This window comes from Parabacteroides acidifaciens, from assembly GCF_003363715.1.
Lineage (GTDB): Bacteria > Bacteroidota > Bacteroidia > Bacteroidales > Tannerellaceae > Parabacteroides > Parabacteroides acidifaciens.
The window spans coordinates 45463-64763 of sequence record NZ_QREV01000008.1; the positions used below are offsets into that span (position 1 = coordinate 45463).

The window sequence follows — 19301 nt, forward strand, 5'->3', positions numbered from 1 at the left end:
AAAGACGGTCCTCTTTTCAATTACGACCGTGCAAATCGCCATTACGACCGTCCTAATCTTCGCGAGGTGCCGAGTGCACTACACATTAGCACGGTCGTAATGGCAAAGAGGACGGTCGTAATGGCTGGGAACGCTCAAAAAAGCGGAAAAAGTCCCTTTTTGAGGTCAAAAAAAGCCATTAACATTTGTTTTGTTTCGGATGCCTTTCGAGCCTGAAAAATGCGTTTTATACAATAAGCTACTCTTTGGGGGAGTTGAAAGTTTAGAGTTGATTCCTCTCTGTCTGATATTGTAATAATTTTTTTTTGTAACTTTTAATAGTCAGTAATACGGAAGACTTATATATTTGTCACCGCCTATTGATAATTATTTTGTGAGAAAATTATTATAAAAATGCGAACTAATCATCTTAATTTACTACTTGTACTCGTACTTGTATTATTTGTGATGAGTACACGCGCAAATGGCGCAGAGAAAAACGTGATGTTGTACACTCCCTACACTCAGATTGCGGTTCCGCCGGGAGAGTCTATCAATTACAGTGTTGACGTCATTAATAACAGTGACGAAGTGAAGAATGCTTCTATCCTTGTGGAAGGAATGCCGCGAGGGTGGAAATATGAGATGAAGGCCGGCGGCTGGACGGTGAGCCAGATATCTGTTCTGCCAGGTGAAAAAAAGAATTTCTCGTTGAAAGTCGATGTCCCGTTTAAGGTCAATAAGGGAACATATCATTTTACCGTGACTGCTCCCGGAGTGGTCGAACTGCCGTTGACGGTGACCGTCTCCGAGCAGGGTACTTACCAGACGGACTTTACGACAAAGCAGCCCAATATGCAGGGCAATTCAAAATCAACCTTTAATTTCAGCGCCACGCTGAAGAACCAGACAGCCGACCAGCAACTTTATGCGCTGATGGCGGAAGCTCCGCGAGGATGGAACGTGACGTTCCGGGTGGGTGGCAAGCAGGCCACTTCTGCGCAGGTGGAAGCCAATGCGACGGAAAATATCAGTATCGACATAACTCCGTCTGCAACCGTACAGGCCGGCAGTTATAAAATACCGATTCATGCGACAACCAGTTCGACTTCAGCCGATATAGAGCTGGAGGTCGTTATCACCGGTTCTTATGATATAGAACTGACCACCCCACGCGGTTTGTTGAGTACGGATATTACGGCGGGGGATACGAAGCGCATCGATCTGGTGGTGCGTAATAACGGATCTGCCGAGTTGAAGGATGTACAGTTGTCTGCCAGCAAGCCGGTCGATTGGGAAGTGACTTTCGAACCTTCTAAAATAGAGAAAATGACTGCCGGCAGTACAACTAATGTGACGGCGACGATAAAAGCTTCTAAAAAAGCCCTCCCGGGCGATTATGTAACCAAGATGACCGCGAAGACGCCGGAAGTGAATACGACTGCCGAGTTCCGAATCTCTGTCCGTACGCCGATGATTTATGGATGGTTAGGAGTTCTGATTATTGTGATCGTACTGGGTGGCGTTTATTATCTGTTCCGTAAATATGGAAGGAGGTAAGCGATGTGCCAGTATGTGATCGAACTTACCGGTTTGACGAAGAAATACGGGAACTTTACTGCTGTGAACGACTTGAACCTGAATATCCGCAAAGGTGAAATATTCGGGTTGCTGGGACCTAACGGGGCGGGAAAGTCGACGACTATCCTGATGATGTTAGGACTGACGGAGCCGACTTCGGGTTCAGTCAATGTGTGTGGCATCAACTCGACAACTCATCCGGTCGATGTCAAGCGGAAAGTCGGCTACCTGCCCGAAGACGTTGGCTTTTATGAGGATATGACAGGCATCGAGAATCTTCTTTATACCGCAGCTTTGAACGGGATCGGTAAGAAGGAGGGACGTGCCAAGGCCGAACAGCTGCTCGAACGGGTTGGTCTGGCAAAAGAGGCGGACAAGAAGGCGGGTAAATATTCCAAAGGGATGCGGCAACGCCTCGGGCTGGCCGATGTGCTGATCAAGAGTCCGGAAGTAATCATCCTGGACGAACCGACTTCGGGTATCGATCCGGCCGGCGTACAGGAGTTTATGGATCTGATCTTGCAACTGAGCCGGGAAGAGGGATTGACCGTACTGTTTTCATCCCATCATCTGAACCAGGTGCAGCAGGTGTGCGACCGCGTCGGGTTGTTTGGCGGTGGCCGGTTATTGGCGGAAGTCGAGTTGACCGATTTGCACAAGACCGAGCATGGGCTTGACGATATCTATAACCAGTATTTCGGAGGAGGACATGGCCATGAGTAATACGAATCATCCTTTTTGGGTTATTGTCAATAAGGAAATAGCCGATTATGTGAGAAGTTGGCGCTTTATCATCCTGATTGTTATCATTGCGCTGACTTGCATGGGGTCTTTATATACAGCTCTTACAAATATCCGCGAGGCGATAAAGCCGAATGATCCGGACGGGGCTTTCCTGTTCCTGAAACTGTTCACGGTATCGGATGGGACGCTGCCTTCGTTTGTCGTGTTTATCAGCTTCTTAGGGCCTTTGTTGGGTATCTCGTTAGGGTTCGATGCTATCAACTCGGAACAGAACAAGGGGACGTTGAGCCGTATCCTGTCCCAGCCTATCCACCGGGATTACCTGATTAATGCCAAGTTTGTGGCAGCTCTGATCGTGATTGGCATTATGCTGTTTGTACTGGGTTTCCTGGTGATGGGGTTCGGGTTGATTGCAATCGGGATTCCGCCTACGGCTGAAGAGTTTATGCGGGTTGTCTTCTTCCTGATCGTGAGTCTTTTTTATGTGGCGTTCTGGTTGAACCTGTCAATCTTCTTTTCAATCCGTTTCAAGCAGGCGGCTACCTCGGCGCTGGCATGTGTGGCGATATGGCTGTTTTTCAGTGTTTTCTATAATATGATCGTGAATCTGGTAGGGAAGGCGTTGAGCCCTTCGGCTTGGGCTTCCGACTATCAGGTGATTGCCTACCAGCGGTTTATGCTGAATCTGCTGCGTTTTGCCCCGAGCGAATTGTTCAATGAGGCGACCATGACGTTGCTGATGCCTTCGGTGCGCAGCCTTGGTCCGCTGACGATGGAGCAGGTACATGGTGCAATCCCCAGTCCGCTGCCTTTGGGACAGAGCCTTTTAGTTGTCTGGCCTCAGTTGACGGGGCTGATTGCTGCAACGGTTGTCTGCTTCGGCTTGTCGTATGTCTCATTTATGAGGAAAGAGGTACGATCCAGGTAAATAATGTGCCAATATGCCAATGAACAGGAAATTTCCCTCAATTGGCATATTGGCACATTAACATATTGGCATATTATTTCATTCTGTCAATTTGAAACGCATACGCAACCGTCCGTCGGCATAGTCGTAGGTGAGCATCTTGAAATGCCCGATTTCGGATGTGTTGCCGACATGTGTACCGATACAGGCACAAACGTCGTAATCGCCGATCCGGACGATACGCAATGTTTCGCTTGCATCTTCCGGCAATTTACTTAGATCGACAAGGGCTCCTGCCTCTGCTTTGGGCATAAACTCTATGGTAACAGGCAGATGCCGGTCGATCACTTCGTTAATACGACGTTCCACCTCTGCCATCATTTCTGCAGTCGGTTCTTCCGCCAACTCATAATCACATTTACTCTTTTTCCTCTCGATATGACTATTCTTCGAGCGCGGACAACCAAACATACGCACCATTGTCTGATTCAAAATATGCTCGGCTGTGTGCATTGGAGCGATTGACACATCCTGGAACTTGGGAGCTGGTTTATTTATTTCTATATTTGTCTCCATATAACTTGATATTGATTTAATTACTCAACAAAGATAATAATTTATGGAAAGAAAAGTTGCAATTTATTGTCGTGTAAGTACTCAACAACAGACAACCGATAGACAAAAAGAAGAGTTGTTGAGGTTTGTTTCTGATAACCAATGGAATGTTGAAGAGGAAAATATTTTTGTTGATGTAATAAGTGGTTTTAAAAAGGGAGAAGTAAGACCGTGCTATAGTAGAATGATTGAACAAGTAGAACAGGGTAACATAGATACAATTCTATTTTCTGAATTTTCTCGATTGGCAAGGAATGCAACAGACTTGCTGAATCAAGTGACTTTTTTTAAAGAATATGGAGTTGAGATGTATTTTCAGAAACAAAATTTGTGGTTGAAACATGATGGTTCTGACTTGGGTAGTACTATAATGCTTCATGTACTTGCTGTAATGTCAAGTTATGAGATTGAGCTATTTTCGGAGCGTTCATTAAGTGGGAAAATAACTAAAGTACAAAATGGGCATGGTGGAGGAGATGAGCGTGCTTTCGGGTATATGAATGATAATAAAAAAATTGTAATTAATCCAGATGAGCGAGATATAGTGAAGCGTGCTTTTGAAATGTATGCAGATGGATATTCTTCTATTGATATTTGTGAAGTGTTCAATTCGGAAAATATACCGTCCCCTTATGTTAATCGTCTTAACTCCTTTATAGAGATGAGAAAGAGAAAAGGGTTAGATGTAAAACAATATAAGTTTGATATAGGTAATTTGAAATGGAGACCTTCCTCTTTAAATCGTATGTTTCACAATGAATTATATGTAGGTAGACGAAAAATCGTTTATTATAAACCAGATCCAACAAATCCTGTTCCTGTAGATAAGAGAACGAATAGGGAGATAATATATGAGTATTCGGAACATGTTGAGGCTTTACGTATAATTTCAGATGAATTGTATCAAAGGGTACAAAATAAATTAAGCAATGCGCATTATAATAAAAATAATGCAGTGAAACATGATAACTTATTGAAACATTTGATGAAATGCGGAGAATGTAGTAGTAACTTTTCTGTAGGTAAGAGTGTCGATACAGCTAAAAATTATGTGGGAGGAGAACGTACTTATAAGTGTTATGGTAGGGTTAATCGTAAAGATAAGCCTCAAACATGTAAAAATGGAGCAGAGGTGAGGCAGTGGAAAATGGATGGGTTGGTATTACAATTGTCTTTACAGATGTTTGCACAAATTGATATAGAAAGTTCAAATAGCCAGCGAATAGAAAAATTGAATACTGAAATATCGGAGAAAGAGTGTATAGTTCAGTCCAAAAGGGATATTTTGCAAAATGCGGAAGGTGAATATAGGAAAGCCTTGAAACGCTTATCTCGTATTGATGATGAAATAGCTGATGAGTTGATTCTTGCAGCAAAAACAGAATATGATGAAGTGAAAAGAAAATTGAATGATGAGATTGTTAATTTGTCGCGTGAGATAATTTCAAATAAAGTGATTATAAATAATTTGGAAAAACTGAATGCAAACCCATTACTCAAAGATAGGATGAATGAAATTCGAGATGACAAGTTGTTGGTAAAGACAATGATAAATGAGTATGTAGAGACTGTATATGTTTATCGGATACATAAGTATTGGCTATTGGTAATAGTTTGCTATAAAGGAGGAGAAGAGATGTGGGGAACGATAAAGAGTGCTCGTTATAAGAAAGATGAAATGTTTTTTGACCCTTTATTGTGTAAGTATGGTGTAGAGTTTCAAGCATGGCTGTTGAATAATACAGAGAAATGTTTTTCTTATGATAAGGAAACTCATACAATTTCATACAATGGGAATAGTGAAATATATCTGGAGTTTCAGAAAGGGACTTATGATTATACAGCATTTGATGAGATGGTAAAGCGGACTGAATGGATAGGTTCTTTTCCTTTTTTTGATTTTGAAAAAGAAGGAGAAAAAAAGAATTTTTCTAAGAATATGGATATACAGCCTATAAATAATGAAATAAATTGGCAAAGACATAATGATTTACTTTTGGAGAGACTAACAAGAGGAAAACATTAGTTTAATTGTATTCAAAATCTGTGTGTATTCAAATTAATCTGCAAAAGTTGATGAATACACTTTAATTTGCATTCAATTTAATCTTTGATTTTTAGATTGTTGTTCTTTTGTTGTTTTCTTGATACTTGTTGCAGGTACTCGTTCAAGTCCTTGCAGCCTTGATAGATGCCGGAACGGTCTGTCACCTTTCCTCCGTAGCGTGTCCGCAGGGCTTCCATTGCCCTGCGTCCGGCTTCGTCTCGGTCGAGGTAACAGTCGATGCGCTCGTACCCGTCCAGATGTTTCAAAGCCTTTTCCACGTTGGCGACGGAGTTCAGCACAAGGCAGTCACCCGTTGCCAAACCGAGCGTGACGGCGGACAGGAAGTCCATAAAGCCCTCGAACACGCTGCACACGTCCGCCGGGATGTCCCCCGCCTTGACCAGCGACACGTCCTTTGGTGGTACGCAACCCTTGAAACGGCGGCTTCGGGTTTCATAGCCGCCCGACACGTTCGGAAAGCCGACGGCAAAGTACCGCTTACCACGCACGCCGTAGTTCAGGCGGCAGCAGTGGCGGGATGCAACGGCATAAGGGATGCCTCTTTCCTTCAAATACTCCGTCAGCGGAGAGCGGAGCAGCGGGACGGCTTCCACTCCCTCAAAGGCAGGTTCGGACGGTTCCGGCAGGTACAACGGCTTTTCTGCTGCGGCAAGCGGCATACGGGCGGTTTCCGCTATGAATCTCGCCTGCGCCATGAAATCCCCGCTTCGGGTAAACTCCCCGACAAGCGTGAAGATGTCGCCGCCCTTGCCCAAGCCGAAGTCGTACCAGAGCTGTTTCGCCACGTTCACACGGAAGGAGGGCGTGCGTTCACTGCGGTATGGCGCACGATACCACAGCTCGTTTCCGCTCCTTCGGACAGGCTCATGTCCCAGCCGTGCGAGAAAGTCCGCAATGGGTATCTGCCTCATATTCTCAATGTCCGTCCGTTCCATGCGACGTGTCAGTTGATGATTATCTTGACGCCCGCCCCGAACTGCGTATGGAACTTCCGTGTGTCGCCACCCCACAGCAGGCGCTCCCGGAGGTTGGCGAGCAGGGCGATACGGTCAGCCACGTAAAACTCCACATCGAGCGTCAGCGCACCGCCGTAGATGAAGGCGTCCCGGTCATGGAGCGTGGAGCCGTCATGCAGCACTTTCTCGCCCCAATTCACCGACTCATATCCGGCGAGAGCCGAAGCCCCCGCATAGACGAACACTATTTTACGGGCGTCGGAGAGTATCTTGAAATAATAACCGCCCTCCGCCGTGAACTGCGCCACAGGTATGGCGGTATCCTTGTACGGGTTGTTCTTCAAGAGGTATTCGCCACCGAACACCCACTTGTTACCGTTCTTCGTGTAGGTGGAGAGAGCCGCCCCGAAACTGTAACCGCCATTGTTGCCACTTAAACGCATACCGTCCACAAGGTTAGCTCTCAATTCGATGCCCTGCATCTTCGGCAGGCATCGCTGGGCGTGCGCCTGCCCCGTGAACAGGGCAAGCGACACGATGATTATTGCGATGTACTTTCTCATGGTCAGCGCACTTGAAGTTCGTTGATGGTATTGGCACGTACCAAGTCCTCGTTTTCAATCACGAAAGACTGGTGACGCCCCCCGTTCTTCTCGTTGAGTTCCACCACGAGGCATTTGTCGTCGGGAATGGTGAACTTCGCCATCGTGAATACCGTGCGCTCGCTCTTCTTGCCCGGCACGAGTGTGGCGTAATTCTGCGCACGGAGCGGCAGGATAATCTGCTCCTGCACGGCGGTACGCTTCGCCACCTTCTTGTCCACGATTTTCCATGTGATGTAGTCCACATCGAAAGGCACGTTGCTCTGGTTCTTTATCTCCGTGTGGAAATAGAGTAACCCATTATGCGTGTAGATACCTTTCAGCAGGTACTGGATGCCGAATCGCTTGCAGCCGATGTGCTTCACCTCACGCTTGTTCTGCTTGTGGATGGACTTCATGATAAGGCGCACCAGCATCGGGCTTTCGCTGCCCAGTTCCTTCAGGTAGATTTCCTGCGCGTTGTTCGGGCGGTTCACCTTCTCGCCGTCATGGATGAAGTCGCACATCTCCACGTTGAGAAGCAGCGGTTCGGAGGCGTACTTCACGTTAAAAGTATAGAAACTCCCGTCCTCCGTGATTACCGACATATTGGTTTCGTTCGGGAAGTTACGCACGGTAGCTTTCACGCGGATGACGTTCTCCGCTCCGTCGGCTTTACCCGCAATCAGGTCGGGCGAGCCTAAATCGACGTAGCGCACCTCCGAGGGGAAAATGACGTGGACGGTCTTGTCGTAGGTCACTTCCAATCCGTGCGGGGGAACCATGCGGTCGAAGGTCAGCTTCTTTGTCAGCCCGTGATACAGATCGCCGTCCGCCTCCTTCTGCGGATAGACCTCCTTTGTCAAGGTCGGTTGTTGGCTTTGCCTTCCTCCTCCTTGCGAGGCATAGTCAAGCGAGCTTGTCTCTGCTCTCGCTTCGTTCGTCGGTTCACTTCCGTTGTTCTCTCCAACGGTTACGTTCTCCTGCGCGTTGGCAGTTATGATGCCCATAGCGAGGGCAAACATGATGATTACTTTTTTCATTCTACTTTGGATTTTAGTGGTAAATAAAAATTTGGTTGTTGTTTTTTTAGTCGTTGATTGTTATTGTTTTCAATCTCTGTCCTGATATAGCATGACCTTGTATCCGGATTTCAGATGCACCTTGACGGTACGCATCTTCTTGGCGATATACTGGCTCGTGCCTTGTATCAGCCCCTTGCCCAAGTCGGAGGCGAGCTGCGCCCCTGCGTTGGTGGAGATATTAATGCTGCTGCCCAGCGAGCCGCCCATGTTGGCGGCAACCTCCCTGACGGCGTTCATCTCCATCGAGTTTGGAATGAAGATGCCGGGCTGTCCGTCCGTGTCATACACCGCCAGTTCTACCGGGATAATCGTACCTGCGTACTCCAGCGAAGTAATTTCAATATCGAGTCGTTCGCCCTGAATCTTTGCCGTGCCTACCACCACTGCATTGCGGGGTATGATTTTGTCCGCCACTGCCATCGGCTCCAGCAGCCGTAATCTTACCGCCTGCCCGTCAGTCACACTCTGCGCCCCATAGACACACGCCGATATGGTGTTCCTGTCCGATACAGTCGTGACACCCACCGCCGTATTGAAACTGCGGTTGCGCTCCTGCGAGAAGGAGGCGACAAACTCAGCGTTGCTCATCGGCTGTGAGAGCGAAGATACCACCTGATGCGTTACCTGCCTGACAGGTGCAGCCGTGTTCTTTCCGGCTTTCTGCACGGGGTAAGGCTCTGCCGCCTGTCCGACAGGTGGCTGTGTGCCGTTCTGCCCGCCCATGTACTTCGCCGCCAGTTCATAGGACTTCTCCATGAGTGCCACTTGGTCATCCATAGCGGATGCCTTGCCTTTCTCGGTTTCCAGTTCCGATTCCAGCGAGGCGATACGCTCTAACAGTTCGTCCATTTCCGCGTTGTCGTTCTTCGGCTGCTCATAGAAGTTGCCGAGCGTGGTATTGAGGTCGCGGTAGGCAGCTGCGGAGGATTGGATGGTTTTCGGAGCGGATGATTTTGCTGTTGCATCTTCCGCATTTCCGGGATTAGCAAGGTCGAAGTCCCTGCCGCCGTCCGTTTCCGCCACCTCGCGGTCGAACATATCGCCCAGTTCCTGCATGGCGCGGCTGCGGTTCTCCTGCCGTTCCTCCATTGCTCCCTGTTCGTAGGCTTTCGCCTTGTCGCCGATGATCTGGCGGTTCGCCTTGTCAGCGTCGGGCATTTCGATGTTGTAACCACCCGTTCCCGGTTGCTGCTCCTTGTCGGAAGACGGGGCGAATATCAGCCACATAGCACCGATGAATACCAGCACTATAGCGGGCAGCACTATCATTTTCTGACGTTTCAGCCTTTGGGCTTCGGTCAGCGGCTTGCGCTCCTTCTTCGGTTTCCCGTTGTCGGGAGCCGCCTTGTTCTCGTTTTTAGGTTCATTCTTCGTCTGTTCCATATAAATAAGGTATTACATTATGATTGTTGTCCGGCTTTATGGACAGTTCCACCTGTCCGGCATGGTCTGTTACCATCCGGCTGCCGTCATTCCTGCCGATTTCATAGACGGCTTTGCCGAAGGTGTAGAGGGCAAGCACCGCAAAGGCGGCGAGCATCGCCAGCACGATGCGCCTGCGTGTCTTCGGGGGCAAACCGTCCAGATAGCCTTTGAGCCTTGCCACCAGCATTTTCTTTTTGTCGTGGAGCTTCCAGTACGCACGCCAAAATGATTTTTTGATTTTCTTCATGTCCGTTTACCTTTTGATGGTTTGTAAATCCTTGTTCTCGATGATGGTGAATCCCTCGATGGTGAAACCGTTGGGATTGTCGTCCGAACGGGACGAGTTCAAGAGGCGGCACGTAGTCACGAGGCTGCGCTCGGTGACGTTGCTCTGCCGGATGATCTTCTGCGTGGCGTAGGTCACGGCACGGTAGGGATAGCCGTTGAAATCGCACACCACGCTGTCCACCTTCAACACCTGATTGATGTTCCCGGCGATGATGCGGTTGTAGTACCCCTTCTCGGCAAAGTCCGAATAGTAGTTGTACACGCTTTTGTCCGCTAATAGCAGGGCGCGTTTCACGTTATGCTCTATCGCGCTCTTTTCGGGTGAGAGCGTGAAGAACAGCTCGTGGAAACGGCGCACGTGTTCCCTCGCTTCTGCCGGACGGTTCTGCGACAAGTCTTGCGAGAGAGCCAGCATCAGCGACTTGCCGTTGTCCAGCACGTAAATCTTTTCCCGTTGCCGCTCCGCGAAGCGGTAGGAACTCCACACGCTCCATACCGTTATTACGGCACACAACGAGAGGAAGACGATACCGAACAGGCGTATCTGCCTGAACGATGATTCGATGTTTTTAAGTGACTTAAATTCCATTGTTGTTTATTCGTTTTTAATTGTCAGTTGATTATTTCAGCAGCTTCCCGACACGTCCGACCACGTTTCCTGCGGCTGCGCCCGCCACGCTGCCCGCCATACTTCCGGCTCGTCCTGCCGTCTGGTTCACGTTGCGACCGTAGCTTCCCATGCCTCCGGCTTGGATAATCCAGCCTGCTACCGTGGGGATGGTGAAGTAACCAATGATGCCGATTATCATGAAGACGATGTACACCCCGTCGCTCGAATCCAGCGAGAAGTTCGGGTCAGCCTGCATCCGTTCGATGTCGCTTTGCAGCATCAGCACTTGTATCTTCGCCAGTATGGTGCTGAACATATCCGACACGGGCAGCCACAGATAGACCTGTATGTAGCGGCATATCCACTGTGTAAGCGTGCTTTGGAAGCCGTCCCACACCGATATGGCGAAGGCTATCGGACCGAGTATCGCCAGCACCACGAGGAAGAACGTGCGGATGGTGTCTATCACGAGGGCGGCGGCTTGGAACATCAGTTCCAGTATCTCGCGGAAGAAGTCGCGGATGCCCTTCTTCATGTTGTACATCCCGCGCTCGATGTACATCCCCGCCATCGTCACCATGTCGCCGGGCGACCAGCCCAGTTCTTCCAGTTGTTTGTCAAACTCCTCATTTGACACGAGGTAGGCGGTTTCGGGATTGCGCATCATCGCTTCGTACTCCAGTTTGTCCTTCTGCTCACGGTATCGGTTCATGTCCAGCGTTTCCGCCTCCAGCATCTTTGCCGTACCCTGCACGACGGGCGACATGATGCTGTTTATCGTACCCAGTACCACCGTCGGAAAGAACATGATGCACAGACCGATAGCGAACGGGCGGAGCATAGGGAACACGTCTATCGGTTCGGCTCTCGCCAGCGACTGCCATACCCGGTAGGCCACATAAAAGAGTGCGCCCAGCCCGGCGATGCCTTTCGCCACGCCCGCCATGTCCCCGCATAGCGGCATCATCTGTTCGTAGAGCGAGCGCAGAATTTGGTGAAGGTTGTCGAAATTCATAGGCTACCAATATCTTTCGTTCATGTTCCCGTACAGCCCCATGATGCGGTCAAGGTCGTTTTTCTTCTTCGCACGCAGGTAACTCACGCTAATGTTCTTGTTGGTGTAGTAGCTCACGAGGTTGCGGTAACGCTTCATTTTGGAGTAGCAGCGTTCCACCACGTCCATGCGCTCCTTGTCCGTCATGGAGAGCGTGGTGATATTCACCACATTCTTCAGTTCCGTCAGCACATCGTTGGATTCCTCCAATAACTTGGTGTAGCCAAAGGCGATGGCTCCCAGTTCCTCCACCGTGAAGTTGTCGTCACGCATCATCTTCTGGAAACTGGTCACATAGGTGTCGGTGATGTCACCCACCATCAGAATGGTCTGCTGCACCTTCCGGGCGTCCTTTACCAGATTGTTCACGGATTTGAGTGCGTCGTAATACTTCTTGCCCTGTTCGTAAATCTTCACGGTCTCTTGAAAATTTTTTATCATATTCTGGGCGGTCGTGGAAGTGTGTACCACGTTCTTCGAGGTGTTCACGATGCTCTGCGCGATGTTGGACGGGTCTATCACCGCCCACTGTGCGCTTGCCCTGCCGACTGCAAACAGGCACAGGCAGATAATAAGTGTTATTCTTGTTCTCATGTTACTTTGGATTTTAGTGGATTTCATTATTTATTGCTCGCCTATCGGATGGTCCGGTTTCGGGTTCACACGCACGTAGTCCCCGTTCGGCGAGAAGGTCAGGATGTCCGTCGCCTCGTTGTAGGACACGTCGATGCGGAATCCGGTGTTCATGAACAGATTGCCGTTCTCCTCCTGCAAGAGATAGGTTTCCGGCTTCAGCTTGCGGCGGATGCCGCTCCGCTTGAATACCGTCACCTTATAGGCTTCGCCCTCCTTGTAGATAAGCACGTCGGGCTTGCCCTCCACACTCTCCCAGTTTCCGCAAAGCAGGTCGCGTCGGTTGTCCGTTATGTCGCAGGATTGCAGCACCATGACCGCCAGCCCGATTAAACACTTGCTGACTTGCAGCATTTTCGTTCTTGATATACTCATACGCATTTTCTTTTTTAGTTGATGAATCTGTTTCTATTTATTCCTTTTTTCTCCGCCTTTCGGCAAGCTGCCGGATGACGGCTTCAATGTCGCCGCCCAACTGTTCCGCCAGACGGTAAACCTCTACTTTTTCCGTTTCTTCGGTGGTGTACGCCAGATACTCTTCAGCACTAACTTCGGTGGCATAGACTGCCGACTGCGTGCCGCCCAGTCCTATCCACACTTCCTTGTAGAGCCTTGACGGGTTGTTCGCCATGTTGATGGAGAGTATCTGCGACTTCTCTTTCTCCGTCAGACCCAACAGGGACTGTATGGCATCAAACTTGTTCATGTACTTCCGCTGGTCAAGGAGTATCTTGCAGTCGGAGTTGTTGATGATGCTCTCCTTGACGACGGGCGAGGAAATGATGTCGTCCACCTCCTGCGTCACCACGATTGCCTCCCCGTAATACTTGCGCACGGTCTTGTACATATAGCGCAGGTACTCAGCCATGTTCGCCGAAGATAGAGCCTTCCAAGCCTCTTCCACTATCAACTGTTTCCTTACGCCTTTCAATCGGCGCATCTTGTTGATGAAGGCTTCCATGATGATGATGGTCACCACAGGGAAAAGCTCGCGATTTTCCTTTATACTGTCAATCTCGAAGACGATGAACCGCTTGCCGAGCAGGTCGATGTTCTCCGTGGAGTTGAGCAGGAAGTCGTAGCGTCCGTCCCGGTAATACTGCCGCATGGTGGTGAGCATATTGTCGATGTTGAAGTCGGACTTCTCCACCTTTATCTCACGTTCCGCCAGTTCGCGGCGGTAGTCGTCGCGCATATACTCGTAGAAGGTGTTGAACGAGGGGACGATGCTCCGGTCAGCCCTGATACGCTCGATATAGGCGTTCACCGCACTGCCCAGTTCGCCGCTCTCCGTCTTCGTCACTTTGTCGTCCTCCGACTTCCAGAGCGTCAGCAGCAATGTCTTGATGCTGTCCTTTTTCTCCACGTCGAACACGTAATCATCGGTGTAGAACGGGTTGAACGAAATCGGTTTCTCCTCCGTGTAGGTGAAGTACACGCCGTCCGCCCCGTTTGTCTTGCACCGGATCATCTCGCACAAGCCCTGATAGGAGTTTCCCGTGTCCACCAGCACCACGTGCGTACCCTGCTCGTAGTATTGCCTCACGAGGTGGTTCATAAAAAAGGATTTGCCGCTGCCCGAAGGACCCAACACGAACTTGTTGCGGTTGGTCGTGATACCCCGCTTCATCGGCAGGTCGCTGATGTCGAGGTGCAACGGTTTTCCCGTAAGCCTGTCCACCATCTTGATGCCGAAGGGCGAGAGCGAACTGCGGTAGTTGGTTTCCTCCGTGAAGAGGCACACCGCCTGCTCGATGAATGTATGGAAACTCTCTTCCGCCGGGAAGTCCGCCGCGTTGCCGGGCATCGCCGCCCAGTAGAGCGTCGGGCAGTCGATGGTATTGTGGTGCGGCACGCACTCCATGCTTGCCAGCTGGCTGCCCACATCGTTCTTGATATGCTTCAGTTCCTCCGCGTCATCGCTCCACGCCATGACGTTGAAGTGCGCCCGTACCGAGGTCAGCCCGTAGGAATGGGCTTCGTTCAGGTACTGGTCTATCCACTCGCGGTTGATGCTGTTGCTCCGGCTGTATCGGGATAGCGACTGCATATTCCTTGCGGACTTCTCGAACTTCTGCAAATTTTCCTCGCTGTTGTCGATAATCACATACTGGTTATAGATGTGGTTGCAGGAAAGCAGCAGCCCCACGGGGGAGGCGAAGGAGAGGCGACAGTCCGAGCGGTCGGTGGAGAGTTTCTCGTAGCGGATGTCGGTAGCCACCTTTCCTGGCATATCCTCCGCGTCGGAGAGGGTGTGCAGGCACAGGCGGTTGTCACCGATACGCATTTCTTTTGCCGAGAGGTCGATGTCCTGCAAGGTCGTGTCGCCTTCGGGCATGAGCGAGAAGTAACGCTCTATCAGCCCGGCGGACTTCTCCGTCCCGACAATCTCGTCGGTGGAGAGGCGGCGCAGCCTCACAAAGCCGCTGTCGTTCATGATGCGCTCGAACTGTTCGGCGGCCTCCATGAACTTCCCGGCGGTTTCCTTGTCCAGCTCCTTCGGGATGATATGTCCCCGGCACAGCGTACTGAAGTTGCTCTGCATACGGTTACGTTCTTTCGTCGTCTTGGTCAAGTAGAGATAGCAGGAGTGTTTCAGGTACGGACGCTCGTTGAAGTGGCGTTCAAAGGAACGGCTCAAGAAACTCATGTCGTCCTTCTGTAACTCCGGCATATATTTCTCCTTGATGAACCAATCCTGCTTATGCACGACGCAGAAGTACGGCAGCACCTTGATAGCCTTGCACCAGCAGCCGTGTATCGCCTCGTACTCTGCGCCCGTCACGGTGTAAAGCTCCGGCAGTTCCACCTCAAAAGCCACCGTGATGTCGGCGTCTTTGGAGATGATGCAGCCATGCTCCACCGCCAGCAGGGGGAACTTGTTTTCCAGTGTTGTCATTTTGGATGTATTTCTCATGTCGTTTCTTCCTTTCGTTGCCGTTTGAGTAATCGGGTGATCCGCCGTCGGTTGATAAGGTATCGGGGATGGCTCCTTGCCGCTCCCAATTTCATCAGCCCGTGTTCGCCGTACCGGGCGTTCAGCGCGAAGGTCTGCCATACGAGGACGGAAGACGATGCCGCGCCGAAGCCGATACATATCCACTGGTCGATGCCGACCATATAGAGGATGACGAACAGGACGAAGAGAGCCAGCAGACCTCCGCAGAAGATGAAGAGGTACTGAGCCTTCAAACCCTTGAACTCGACCGGACGGCCGATACCCTTGTTTATCGGGTATTCAGCCATACATTGTTTATTAAAGGAAGAATGAGCGCAGGATAGTGGCGGCGACAATCAAGAAGATACAAGCCCCGAACCACGAGGCGGCGGTCTTCGAGGTGTCCGGGTCTCCGGACGAGAATTTTCCGTACACTTTCACGCCACCGATAAGCCCGACTACCGCGCCGATGGCGTAGATTAATTTCGTGCCGGGGTCGAAATACGAACTCACCATAGAGGTGGCTTCGTTGATGCCAGCCAGACCGTTTCCCTGTGCGAAAGCGGAGGCGGTTGCGGCAATCATAAGTGCCGCAGCGATGATTAACTTTTGTCTGATGTTCTTGTTCATAAACTGTTCTTTTTTGTGCCGTCCAAAGGGTGGATAGTCCTTTTTCGGGCGGTTGATACTTGATTACTTTACTTTGGTTTTAGTGGTTGCCCGTTTGTTTCTACGGACTTGGGGCTGTCCGTTGCGGGTTGGCTGTACCTTGTACCGCCGTGCGCGTGGGTGTCGTCATTTTACGTTTTCATTTCCATTCTTTTTTAGTTGTTATACATAGTTTCGGAAGTCGAACTCCTCGATGTTGTCGGGAATCACGAACACCTTTTCCTTTTGTTGTGTCACGGTCATGTTCACCGTGTCCACGAAAACTGCCATCGCCTTTGCAATCCTCTCGCTCATTGCTTCATCGGTCAGGCGTTCCGTTATTCTTGTGAAAAGCTCTGTCCCGTCCAGTTCCGTCATGACCTTTCCGGCGTGTCGCATTTCCTCATCGGATGGTGATTCCTTCCGTATGGTGTGTACTGCCATGTCAATATCCTCGAAGCTACTTCCCGAAGCCTGCTTTTTGTCTGGTTCTTCATCCTCCGGTTCATCTTCTCCGTACTCCAGTTCCGAGGGCGGGATGCTCGTGAAGGTTTCATCGAGTTTGTCCTCCGGTACTTGTGTCGGGCGTGAGACGGTTTCCGTGTTTCCGTCGTCAAAAGTAGCCTCTTCCTCCGACAGCTCAATGCCTTTTTCCGAAGTGGCGGCTTCTTGCGTCGGTATGGCAGCGGTTGTCCGGGTCGATGCCATCTTGAAACGGCTCTTGCCAATGATGTCCGAGGTGTCTGCGTGAGGTATTTCCTTATCCTTTCCTTGCTCTGCCACCGTACTGTCCAATGACCGCCACAGCCCGGCAATATGTCTGAAGAAACGGATGAGCTTCATGTCCATGATGCGGTCATAGAACAGCAGAAACAGAAACCACACGTTGCAAGCAACCGATACGATTAAAAACGCCTTTGTCATAATCTTACTTTTTGGGCGTTTTCAATCTGTTCCATGTACTGCTGCCCGTATTGTCGGAAATGGTCGCGGAGGATGTTATCCACAAACTTGCCGATGCTCAAACCGTTTCCCATCCGACTGGTAACGATAGCGACTTTCTCATGAATTTCTCGGCTGATGTATATACATTGCCGCGTTTTGATTTCCGATGCTTGCAGGAAAGTCGAGAGCGGTTTGTCTCTGCCTTTATCCTTGCGGAAGTCAACGTCGGTATTTTCATGCCCGTAGTCGGTTACACACTTTGCTGCACGGACAGCGGTTCTTTCACTCTTTCCTGTTTGCAGATACTCAGCCTGACGGTTCTTATTTGTTCTTTTCATACTTCTTTGTTGTTTTTGAGTGTTTATAAATTATAGGATTCCATGTGCCGTTTGAACGATTCGGCTATCTCGTCTTGGAACAGCGTGAAATGGTGTGTCAGCACGTTGTCAAGAAATGCCGCGATAGTCACTTCGTTGCCTCCGATTACATGAAGCATCTTCTGTATGCGGTCGTGGTACTCCTTGCGGATATAGACCTGCTTGCCGAGCCTTGCCGTGATATTGGAACCGCATATGAATACTGTGTCATAATCCAATTTTTCCGGCTTGCTGTTCCTGCGCCTGCGTTCCGGCTCCTCTTTGGAGTGCGAGGCGGGTGGAGAAACGGCTTCTTGTATCGCTTCTTTCGGAGGTGGGACAGGAGCGTTCCCGTCCGTGCTTCTCGCTTCCGGCGGAATGCTTGTATCGTCCAGTCGAAATGAGTTGATTACGGCTTCGCTGTCGATGTCCTCGATTCTTGTTTTCTTTGCCATGCCGTTCAGTTTTTGATGATGCCGAGAATCTCATCGACGAGTTTGTCGAGGTTGCTGCCGCGTACCAGTATTTTGTCCGCCGGAAACGCCGTGGAGCGGAATACCGCCTTGCGTTCTGCCGCCGTCTCCTTGCGGAAGCGCTTACTGTCCGGTAGATGTGTTTCCAGAATGGGCAGGGCGAACTCGGCACAGACCTTGTCGTATGCCTTGTAAAGTTCAGTCTTTTCGCGTCCGTCCACCATGTTCCACACGAGGTAAATCCCTTTGATGCCGGACTTGCCCGTGCTTATCATCTGTTCGTTGATGACAGTGGCGAACTTGATGGAACTCTCCATCACCACACGGTCGGCGATGATGGGCGTGAAGATATAGTCCATTTGGGAAATGGTCTGCACCACATCGGCATTGTTGATTGTTCCCGGCAGGTCGAAGAACACGAAATCGAGGTCGGGCTGCGCTGCCACCAGATTTTCGGCGGTCTTTACCGCATCTTCCGCACGGCTGCATCTGATGGTGTACGGGTTCTTCTTCAGTCGTTTGAGCTGCTCATACGCCAGCACCTTGTAATGCCCGTCCTCCATGACGGCTTTCATGTCACGCTTGCGCATGTCATGGATACTGTACTGCGGGAAATCGCAGTCCACCACGGCTACGTTGTAGCCTTTCACATAGTGCAGATAGCTTGCTACAAGCACTGTCAGGGTTGTCTTACCCGCTCCACCTTTCTGCGTGGAGATTGCCACATAAGTTGCTTCTTTCATTTTTTTGATAATTTATTTGGTTATACATCTGTCCGGTGGCGGTAGCGTATTGTCATTAGTACGTACGCACGCACTCCCATTCATTTATTTATTCACTCCTTAATCCGGCTGTGCCTGCGGGTATTCATCGGTTTGTCCAACCGTCCATGCTTTTATCCGTCCGCACGGACGTGTGCTTGGAAAACTATCTGAATACATACACCTGTTTTCAACCGTTTGGATTGATGCCCGGATTGCTGTCCGAACATCCGGCGGAAGGAGTGTATTTTCAGTCCCACATCCGAATCACACTGCAAATAAACAAGGATATTTTGGAACTTGTATCACTTCTCCGGCAAGTGGCAGCACGTTGCGCCGGTTGGCACTGATTGTCCGGGTCAAGCCTCTGTCGGACATCGCCTTAAGGGCGTAACTTTGCACCCGAACGGCAGGGTACGCCGCAGGTAGCGCAGCCCGGAGTTTGAAAGGAATCATCCCCAATCCGTCCCCGACGGATTTTTATGTTCACCTGAACATAGCAAGATGTCTTTTCAGCCGCTCAAAATATTTTGAGCAGCCACGAAAAGCACTTGCCCTTGCAGGGGGCGGGCTTTCCCTCCGAAGTCGGGAAGCCTTTCAGAACTGCGGTGCTGTAATCCGAAGCGGCGGCTTATGCCGTCAATCCGCTAAATC

23 protein-coding genes are annotated in these 19301 nt (G+C 50.1%); 6 read left to right on the forward strand and 17 right to left on the reverse strand.

The genetic code is table 11. From position 1 onward, the window contains the following. The 4 genes from DWU89_RS20855 to DWU89_RS05245 form a co-directional block, all read left to right on the forward strand. Positions 1-216: hypothetical protein (locus DWU89_RS20855; RefSeq protein ID WP_208642457.1), on the forward strand; the 216-nt coding region annotated here is incomplete at its 5' end. Between the two features lie 177 nt (positions 217-393). Continuing rightward, positions 394-1539 (forward strand): COG1470 family protein, encoded by a 1146-nt coding sequence (locus DWU89_RS05235; RefSeq protein WP_115498622.1) that lies wholly within the window; start codon positions 394-396, stop codon positions 1537-1539. A gap of 3 nt (positions 1540-1542) precedes the next feature. Beyond that, positions 1543-2283 (forward strand): ABC transporter ATP-binding protein, encoded by a 741-nt coding sequence (locus DWU89_RS05240; protein ID WP_115498623.1) that lies wholly within the window; start codon positions 1543-1545, stop codon positions 2281-2283. Further along, the gene (locus DWU89_RS05245) at positions 2276-3232 is read left to right on the forward strand and encodes an ABC transporter permease (protein WP_115498624.1); all 957 of its coding nucleotides are present in this window, start codon (positions 2276-2278) and stop codon (positions 3230-3232) included. Before DWU89_RS05240 ends, DWU89_RS05245 begins: the two co-directional genes overlap by 8 nt. Positions 3233-3310: 78 nt before the next feature. On the opposite strand, the gene DWU89_RS05250 is transcribed toward DWU89_RS05245, so the two are convergent. Continuing rightward, entirely contained in the window at positions 3311-3787 is a 477-nt protein-coding gene (locus DWU89_RS05250; protein ID WP_115498625.1) for an alanyl-tRNA editing protein, read from the reverse strand. A gap of 43 nt (positions 3788-3830) precedes the next feature. Here DWU89_RS05250 and DWU89_RS05255 point away from each other — a divergent pair, with 43 nt between their 5' ends. Then, a complete protein-coding gene (locus DWU89_RS05255) occupies positions 3831-5852 on the forward strand; it encodes a recombinase family protein (RefSeq protein ID WP_115498626.1) in 2022 nt (673 codons plus the stop codon). Between the two features lie 77 nt (positions 5853-5929). On the opposite strand, the gene DWU89_RS05260 is transcribed toward DWU89_RS05255, so the two are convergent. The 16 genes from DWU89_RS05260 to DWU89_RS05335 form a co-directional block, all read right to left on the reverse strand. Next, positions 5930-6829, reverse strand: coding sequence for a toprim domain-containing protein (locus DWU89_RS05260; RefSeq protein WP_115498627.1), 900 nt, complete (start codon positions 6827-6829; stop codon positions 5930-5932). An 8-nt stretch (positions 6830-6837) separates the two neighbouring features. Continuing rightward, the gene (locus tag DWU89_RS05265; RefSeq protein WP_032588474.1) at positions 6838-7413 is read right to left on the reverse strand and encodes a conjugal transfer protein TraO; all 576 of its coding nucleotides are present in this window, start codon (positions 7411-7413) and stop codon (positions 6838-6840) included. Positions 7414-7415: 2 nt separating this feature from the next. Continuing rightward, positions 7416-8474 (reverse strand): conjugative transposon protein TraN, encoded by a 1059-nt coding sequence (traN, locus tag DWU89_RS05270; RefSeq protein WP_032588475.1) that lies wholly within the window; start codon positions 8472-8474, stop codon positions 7416-7418. Positions 8475-8543: 69 nt separating this feature from the next. Beyond that, on the reverse strand, positions 8544-9899 hold the full coding sequence (traM, locus tag DWU89_RS05275; RefSeq protein ID WP_032595739.1) for a conjugative transposon protein TraM: 1356 nt from the start codon (positions 9897-9899) through the stop codon (positions 8544-8546). Next, a complete protein-coding gene (locus tag DWU89_RS05280) occupies positions 9880-10188 on the reverse strand; it encodes a TraL conjugative transposon family protein (RefSeq protein ID WP_004308924.1) in 309 nt (102 codons plus the stop codon). Before DWU89_RS05280 ends, traM begins: the two co-directional genes overlap by 20 nt. Positions 10189-10194: 6 nt before the next feature. Then, a complete protein-coding gene (gene traK, locus DWU89_RS05285; protein WP_004308925.1) occupies positions 10195-10818 on the reverse strand; it encodes a conjugative transposon protein TraK in 624 nt (207 codons plus the stop codon). 31 nt (positions 10819-10849) lie between these two features. Then, complete coding sequence (gene traJ, locus DWU89_RS05290; protein ID WP_004308926.1) at positions 10850-11854, reverse strand: conjugative transposon protein TraJ; 1005 nt, start codon at positions 11852-11854, stop codon at positions 10850-10852. Between the two features lie 3 nt (positions 11855-11857). Next, positions 11858-12487, reverse strand: a complete 630-nt coding sequence (locus DWU89_RS05295; RefSeq protein WP_004308927.1) for a DUF4141 domain-containing protein — start codon at positions 12485-12487, stop codon at positions 11858-11860. A 30-nt stretch (positions 12488-12517) separates the two neighbouring features. After that, the gene (locus DWU89_RS05300; RefSeq protein ID WP_004308928.1) at positions 12518-12901 is read right to left on the reverse strand and encodes a DUF3876 domain-containing protein; all 384 of its coding nucleotides are present in this window, start codon (positions 12899-12901) and stop codon (positions 12518-12520) included. A gap of 37 nt (positions 12902-12938) precedes the next feature. Beyond that, positions 12939-15443: a TraG family conjugative transposon ATPase gene (locus DWU89_RS05305; protein ID WP_005827325.1), complete on the reverse strand. Its 2505-nt coding sequence runs from the start codon at positions 15441-15443 to the stop codon at positions 12939-12941. Continuing rightward, the gene (locus DWU89_RS05310; protein ID WP_004311206.1) at positions 15440-15772 is read right to left on the reverse strand and encodes a DUF4133 domain-containing protein; all 333 of its coding nucleotides are present in this window, start codon (positions 15770-15772) and stop codon (positions 15440-15442) included. The genes DWU89_RS05305 and DWU89_RS05310 overlap by 4 nt, the downstream gene beginning before the upstream one ends. A gap of 10 nt (positions 15773-15782) precedes the next feature. Then, positions 15783-16094 carry a DUF4134 domain-containing protein gene (locus DWU89_RS05315; RefSeq protein ID WP_004311205.1) on the reverse strand — a complete coding sequence of 104 codons (312 nt, stop codon included), beginning with the start codon at positions 16092-16094 and terminating at the stop codon, positions 15783-15785. A gap of 201 nt (positions 16095-16295) precedes the next feature. Further along, the gene (locus tag DWU89_RS05320) at positions 16296-17036 is read right to left on the reverse strand and encodes a hypothetical protein (RefSeq protein ID WP_032595736.1); all 741 of its coding nucleotides are present in this window, start codon (positions 17034-17036) and stop codon (positions 16296-16298) included. Beyond that, positions 17033-17422: a DUF3408 domain-containing protein gene (locus DWU89_RS05325; RefSeq protein WP_299338276.1), complete on the reverse strand. Its 390-nt coding sequence runs from the start codon at positions 17420-17422 to the stop codon at positions 17033-17035. The genes DWU89_RS05320 and DWU89_RS05325 overlap by 4 nt, the downstream gene beginning before the upstream one ends. After that, positions 17419-17868, reverse strand: coding sequence for a DUF3408 domain-containing protein (locus DWU89_RS05330; protein ID WP_004311202.1), 450 nt, complete (start codon positions 17866-17868; stop codon positions 17419-17421). Before DWU89_RS05330 ends, DWU89_RS05325 begins: the two co-directional genes overlap by 4 nt. A 5-nt stretch (positions 17869-17873) precedes the next feature. Further along, a complete protein-coding gene (locus DWU89_RS05335) occupies positions 17874-18629 on the reverse strand; it encodes a ParA family protein (protein WP_005643916.1) in 756 nt (251 codons plus the stop codon). A 146-nt stretch (positions 18630-18775) separates the two neighbouring features. Between DWU89_RS05335 and DWU89_RS21320 the strand changes: the two genes are divergently transcribed. Next, complete coding sequence (locus DWU89_RS21320) at positions 18776-18997, forward strand: hypothetical protein (protein ID WP_032595732.1); 222 nt, start codon at positions 18776-18778, stop codon at positions 18995-18997. Positions 18998-19301 lie beyond the last annotated feature (304 nt).

Excerpts from the sequence above, each read along its gene's own strand:
- DWU89_RS05260 (WP_115498627.1), bottom strand. The coding sequence starts at position 6,829 with ATGGAACGGACGGACATTGAGAATATGAGGCAGATACCCATTGCGGAC.
- DWU89_RS05310 (WP_004311206.1), bottom strand. The coding sequence starts at position 15,772 with ATGGCTGAATACCCGATAAACAAGGGTATCGGCCGTCCGGTCGAGTTC.
- traN (WP_032588475.1), bottom strand. The coding sequence starts at position 8,474 with ATGAAAAAAGTAATCATCATGTTTGCCCTCGCTATGGGCATCATAACT.
- DWU89_RS05240 (WP_115498623.1), top strand. The coding sequence starts at position 1,543 with ATGTGCCAGTATGTGATCGAACTTACCGGTTTGACGAAGAAATACGGG.
- traJ (WP_004308926.1), bottom strand. The coding sequence starts at position 11,854 with ATGAATTTCGACAACCTTCACCAAATTCTGCGCTCGCTCTACGAACAG.
- DWU89_RS05330 (WP_004311202.1), bottom strand. The coding sequence starts at position 17,868 with ATGGCAAAGAAAACAAGAATCGAGGACATCGACAGCGAAGCCGTAATC.
- DWU89_RS05255 (WP_115498626.1), top strand. The coding sequence starts at position 3,831 with ATGGAAAGAAAAGTTGCAATTTATTGTCGTGTAAGTACTCAACAACAG.
- traK (WP_004308925.1), bottom strand. The coding sequence starts at position 10,818 with ATGGAATTTAAGTCACTTAAAAACATCGAATCATCGTTCAGGCAGATA.
- traM (WP_032595739.1), bottom strand. The coding sequence starts at position 9,899 with ATGGAACAGACGAAGAATGAACCTAAAAACGAGAACAAGGCGGCTCCC.
- DWU89_RS05320 (WP_032595736.1), bottom strand. The coding sequence starts at position 17,036 with ATGACAAAGGCGTTTTTAATCGTATCGGTTGCTTGCAACGTGTGGTTT.
- DWU89_RS05305 (WP_005827325.1), bottom strand. The coding sequence starts at position 15,443 with ATGAGAAATACATCCAAAATGACAACACTGGAAAACAAGTTCCCCCTG.
- DWU89_RS05235 (WP_115498622.1), top strand. The coding sequence starts at position 394 with ATGCGAACTAATCATCTTAATTTACTACTTGTACTCGTACTTGTATTA.
- DWU89_RS05335 (WP_005643916.1), bottom strand. The coding sequence starts at position 18,629 with ATGAAAGAAGCAACTTATGTGGCAATCTCCACGCAGAAAGGTGGAGCG.
- DWU89_RS05315 (WP_004311205.1), bottom strand. The coding sequence starts at position 16,094 with ATGAACAAGAACATCAGACAAAAGTTAATCATCGCTGCGGCACTTATG.
- DWU89_RS21320 (WP_032595732.1), top strand. The coding sequence starts at position 18,776 with ATGCTTTTATCCGTCCGCACGGACGTGTGCTTGGAAAACTATCTGAAT.
- DWU89_RS05245 (WP_115498624.1), top strand. The coding sequence starts at position 2,276 with ATGAGTAATACGAATCATCCTTTTTGGGTTATTGTCAATAAGGAAATA.
- DWU89_RS05250 (WP_115498625.1), bottom strand. The coding sequence starts at position 3,787 with ATGGAGACAAATATAGAAATAAATAAACCAGCTCCCAAGTTCCAGGAT.
- DWU89_RS05300 (WP_004308928.1), bottom strand. The coding sequence starts at position 12,901 with ATGAGTATATCAAGAACGAAAATGCTGCAAGTCAGCAAGTGTTTAATC.
- DWU89_RS05295 (WP_004308927.1), bottom strand. The coding sequence starts at position 12,487 with ATGAGAACAAGAATAACACTTATTATCTGCCTGTGCCTGTTTGCAGTC.
- DWU89_RS05280 (WP_004308924.1), bottom strand. The coding sequence starts at position 10,188 with ATGAAGAAAATCAAAAAATCATTTTGGCGTGCGTACTGGAAGCTCCAC.
- DWU89_RS05265 (WP_032588474.1), bottom strand. The coding sequence starts at position 7,413 with ATGAGAAAGTACATCGCAATAATCATCGTGTCGCTTGCCCTGTTCACG.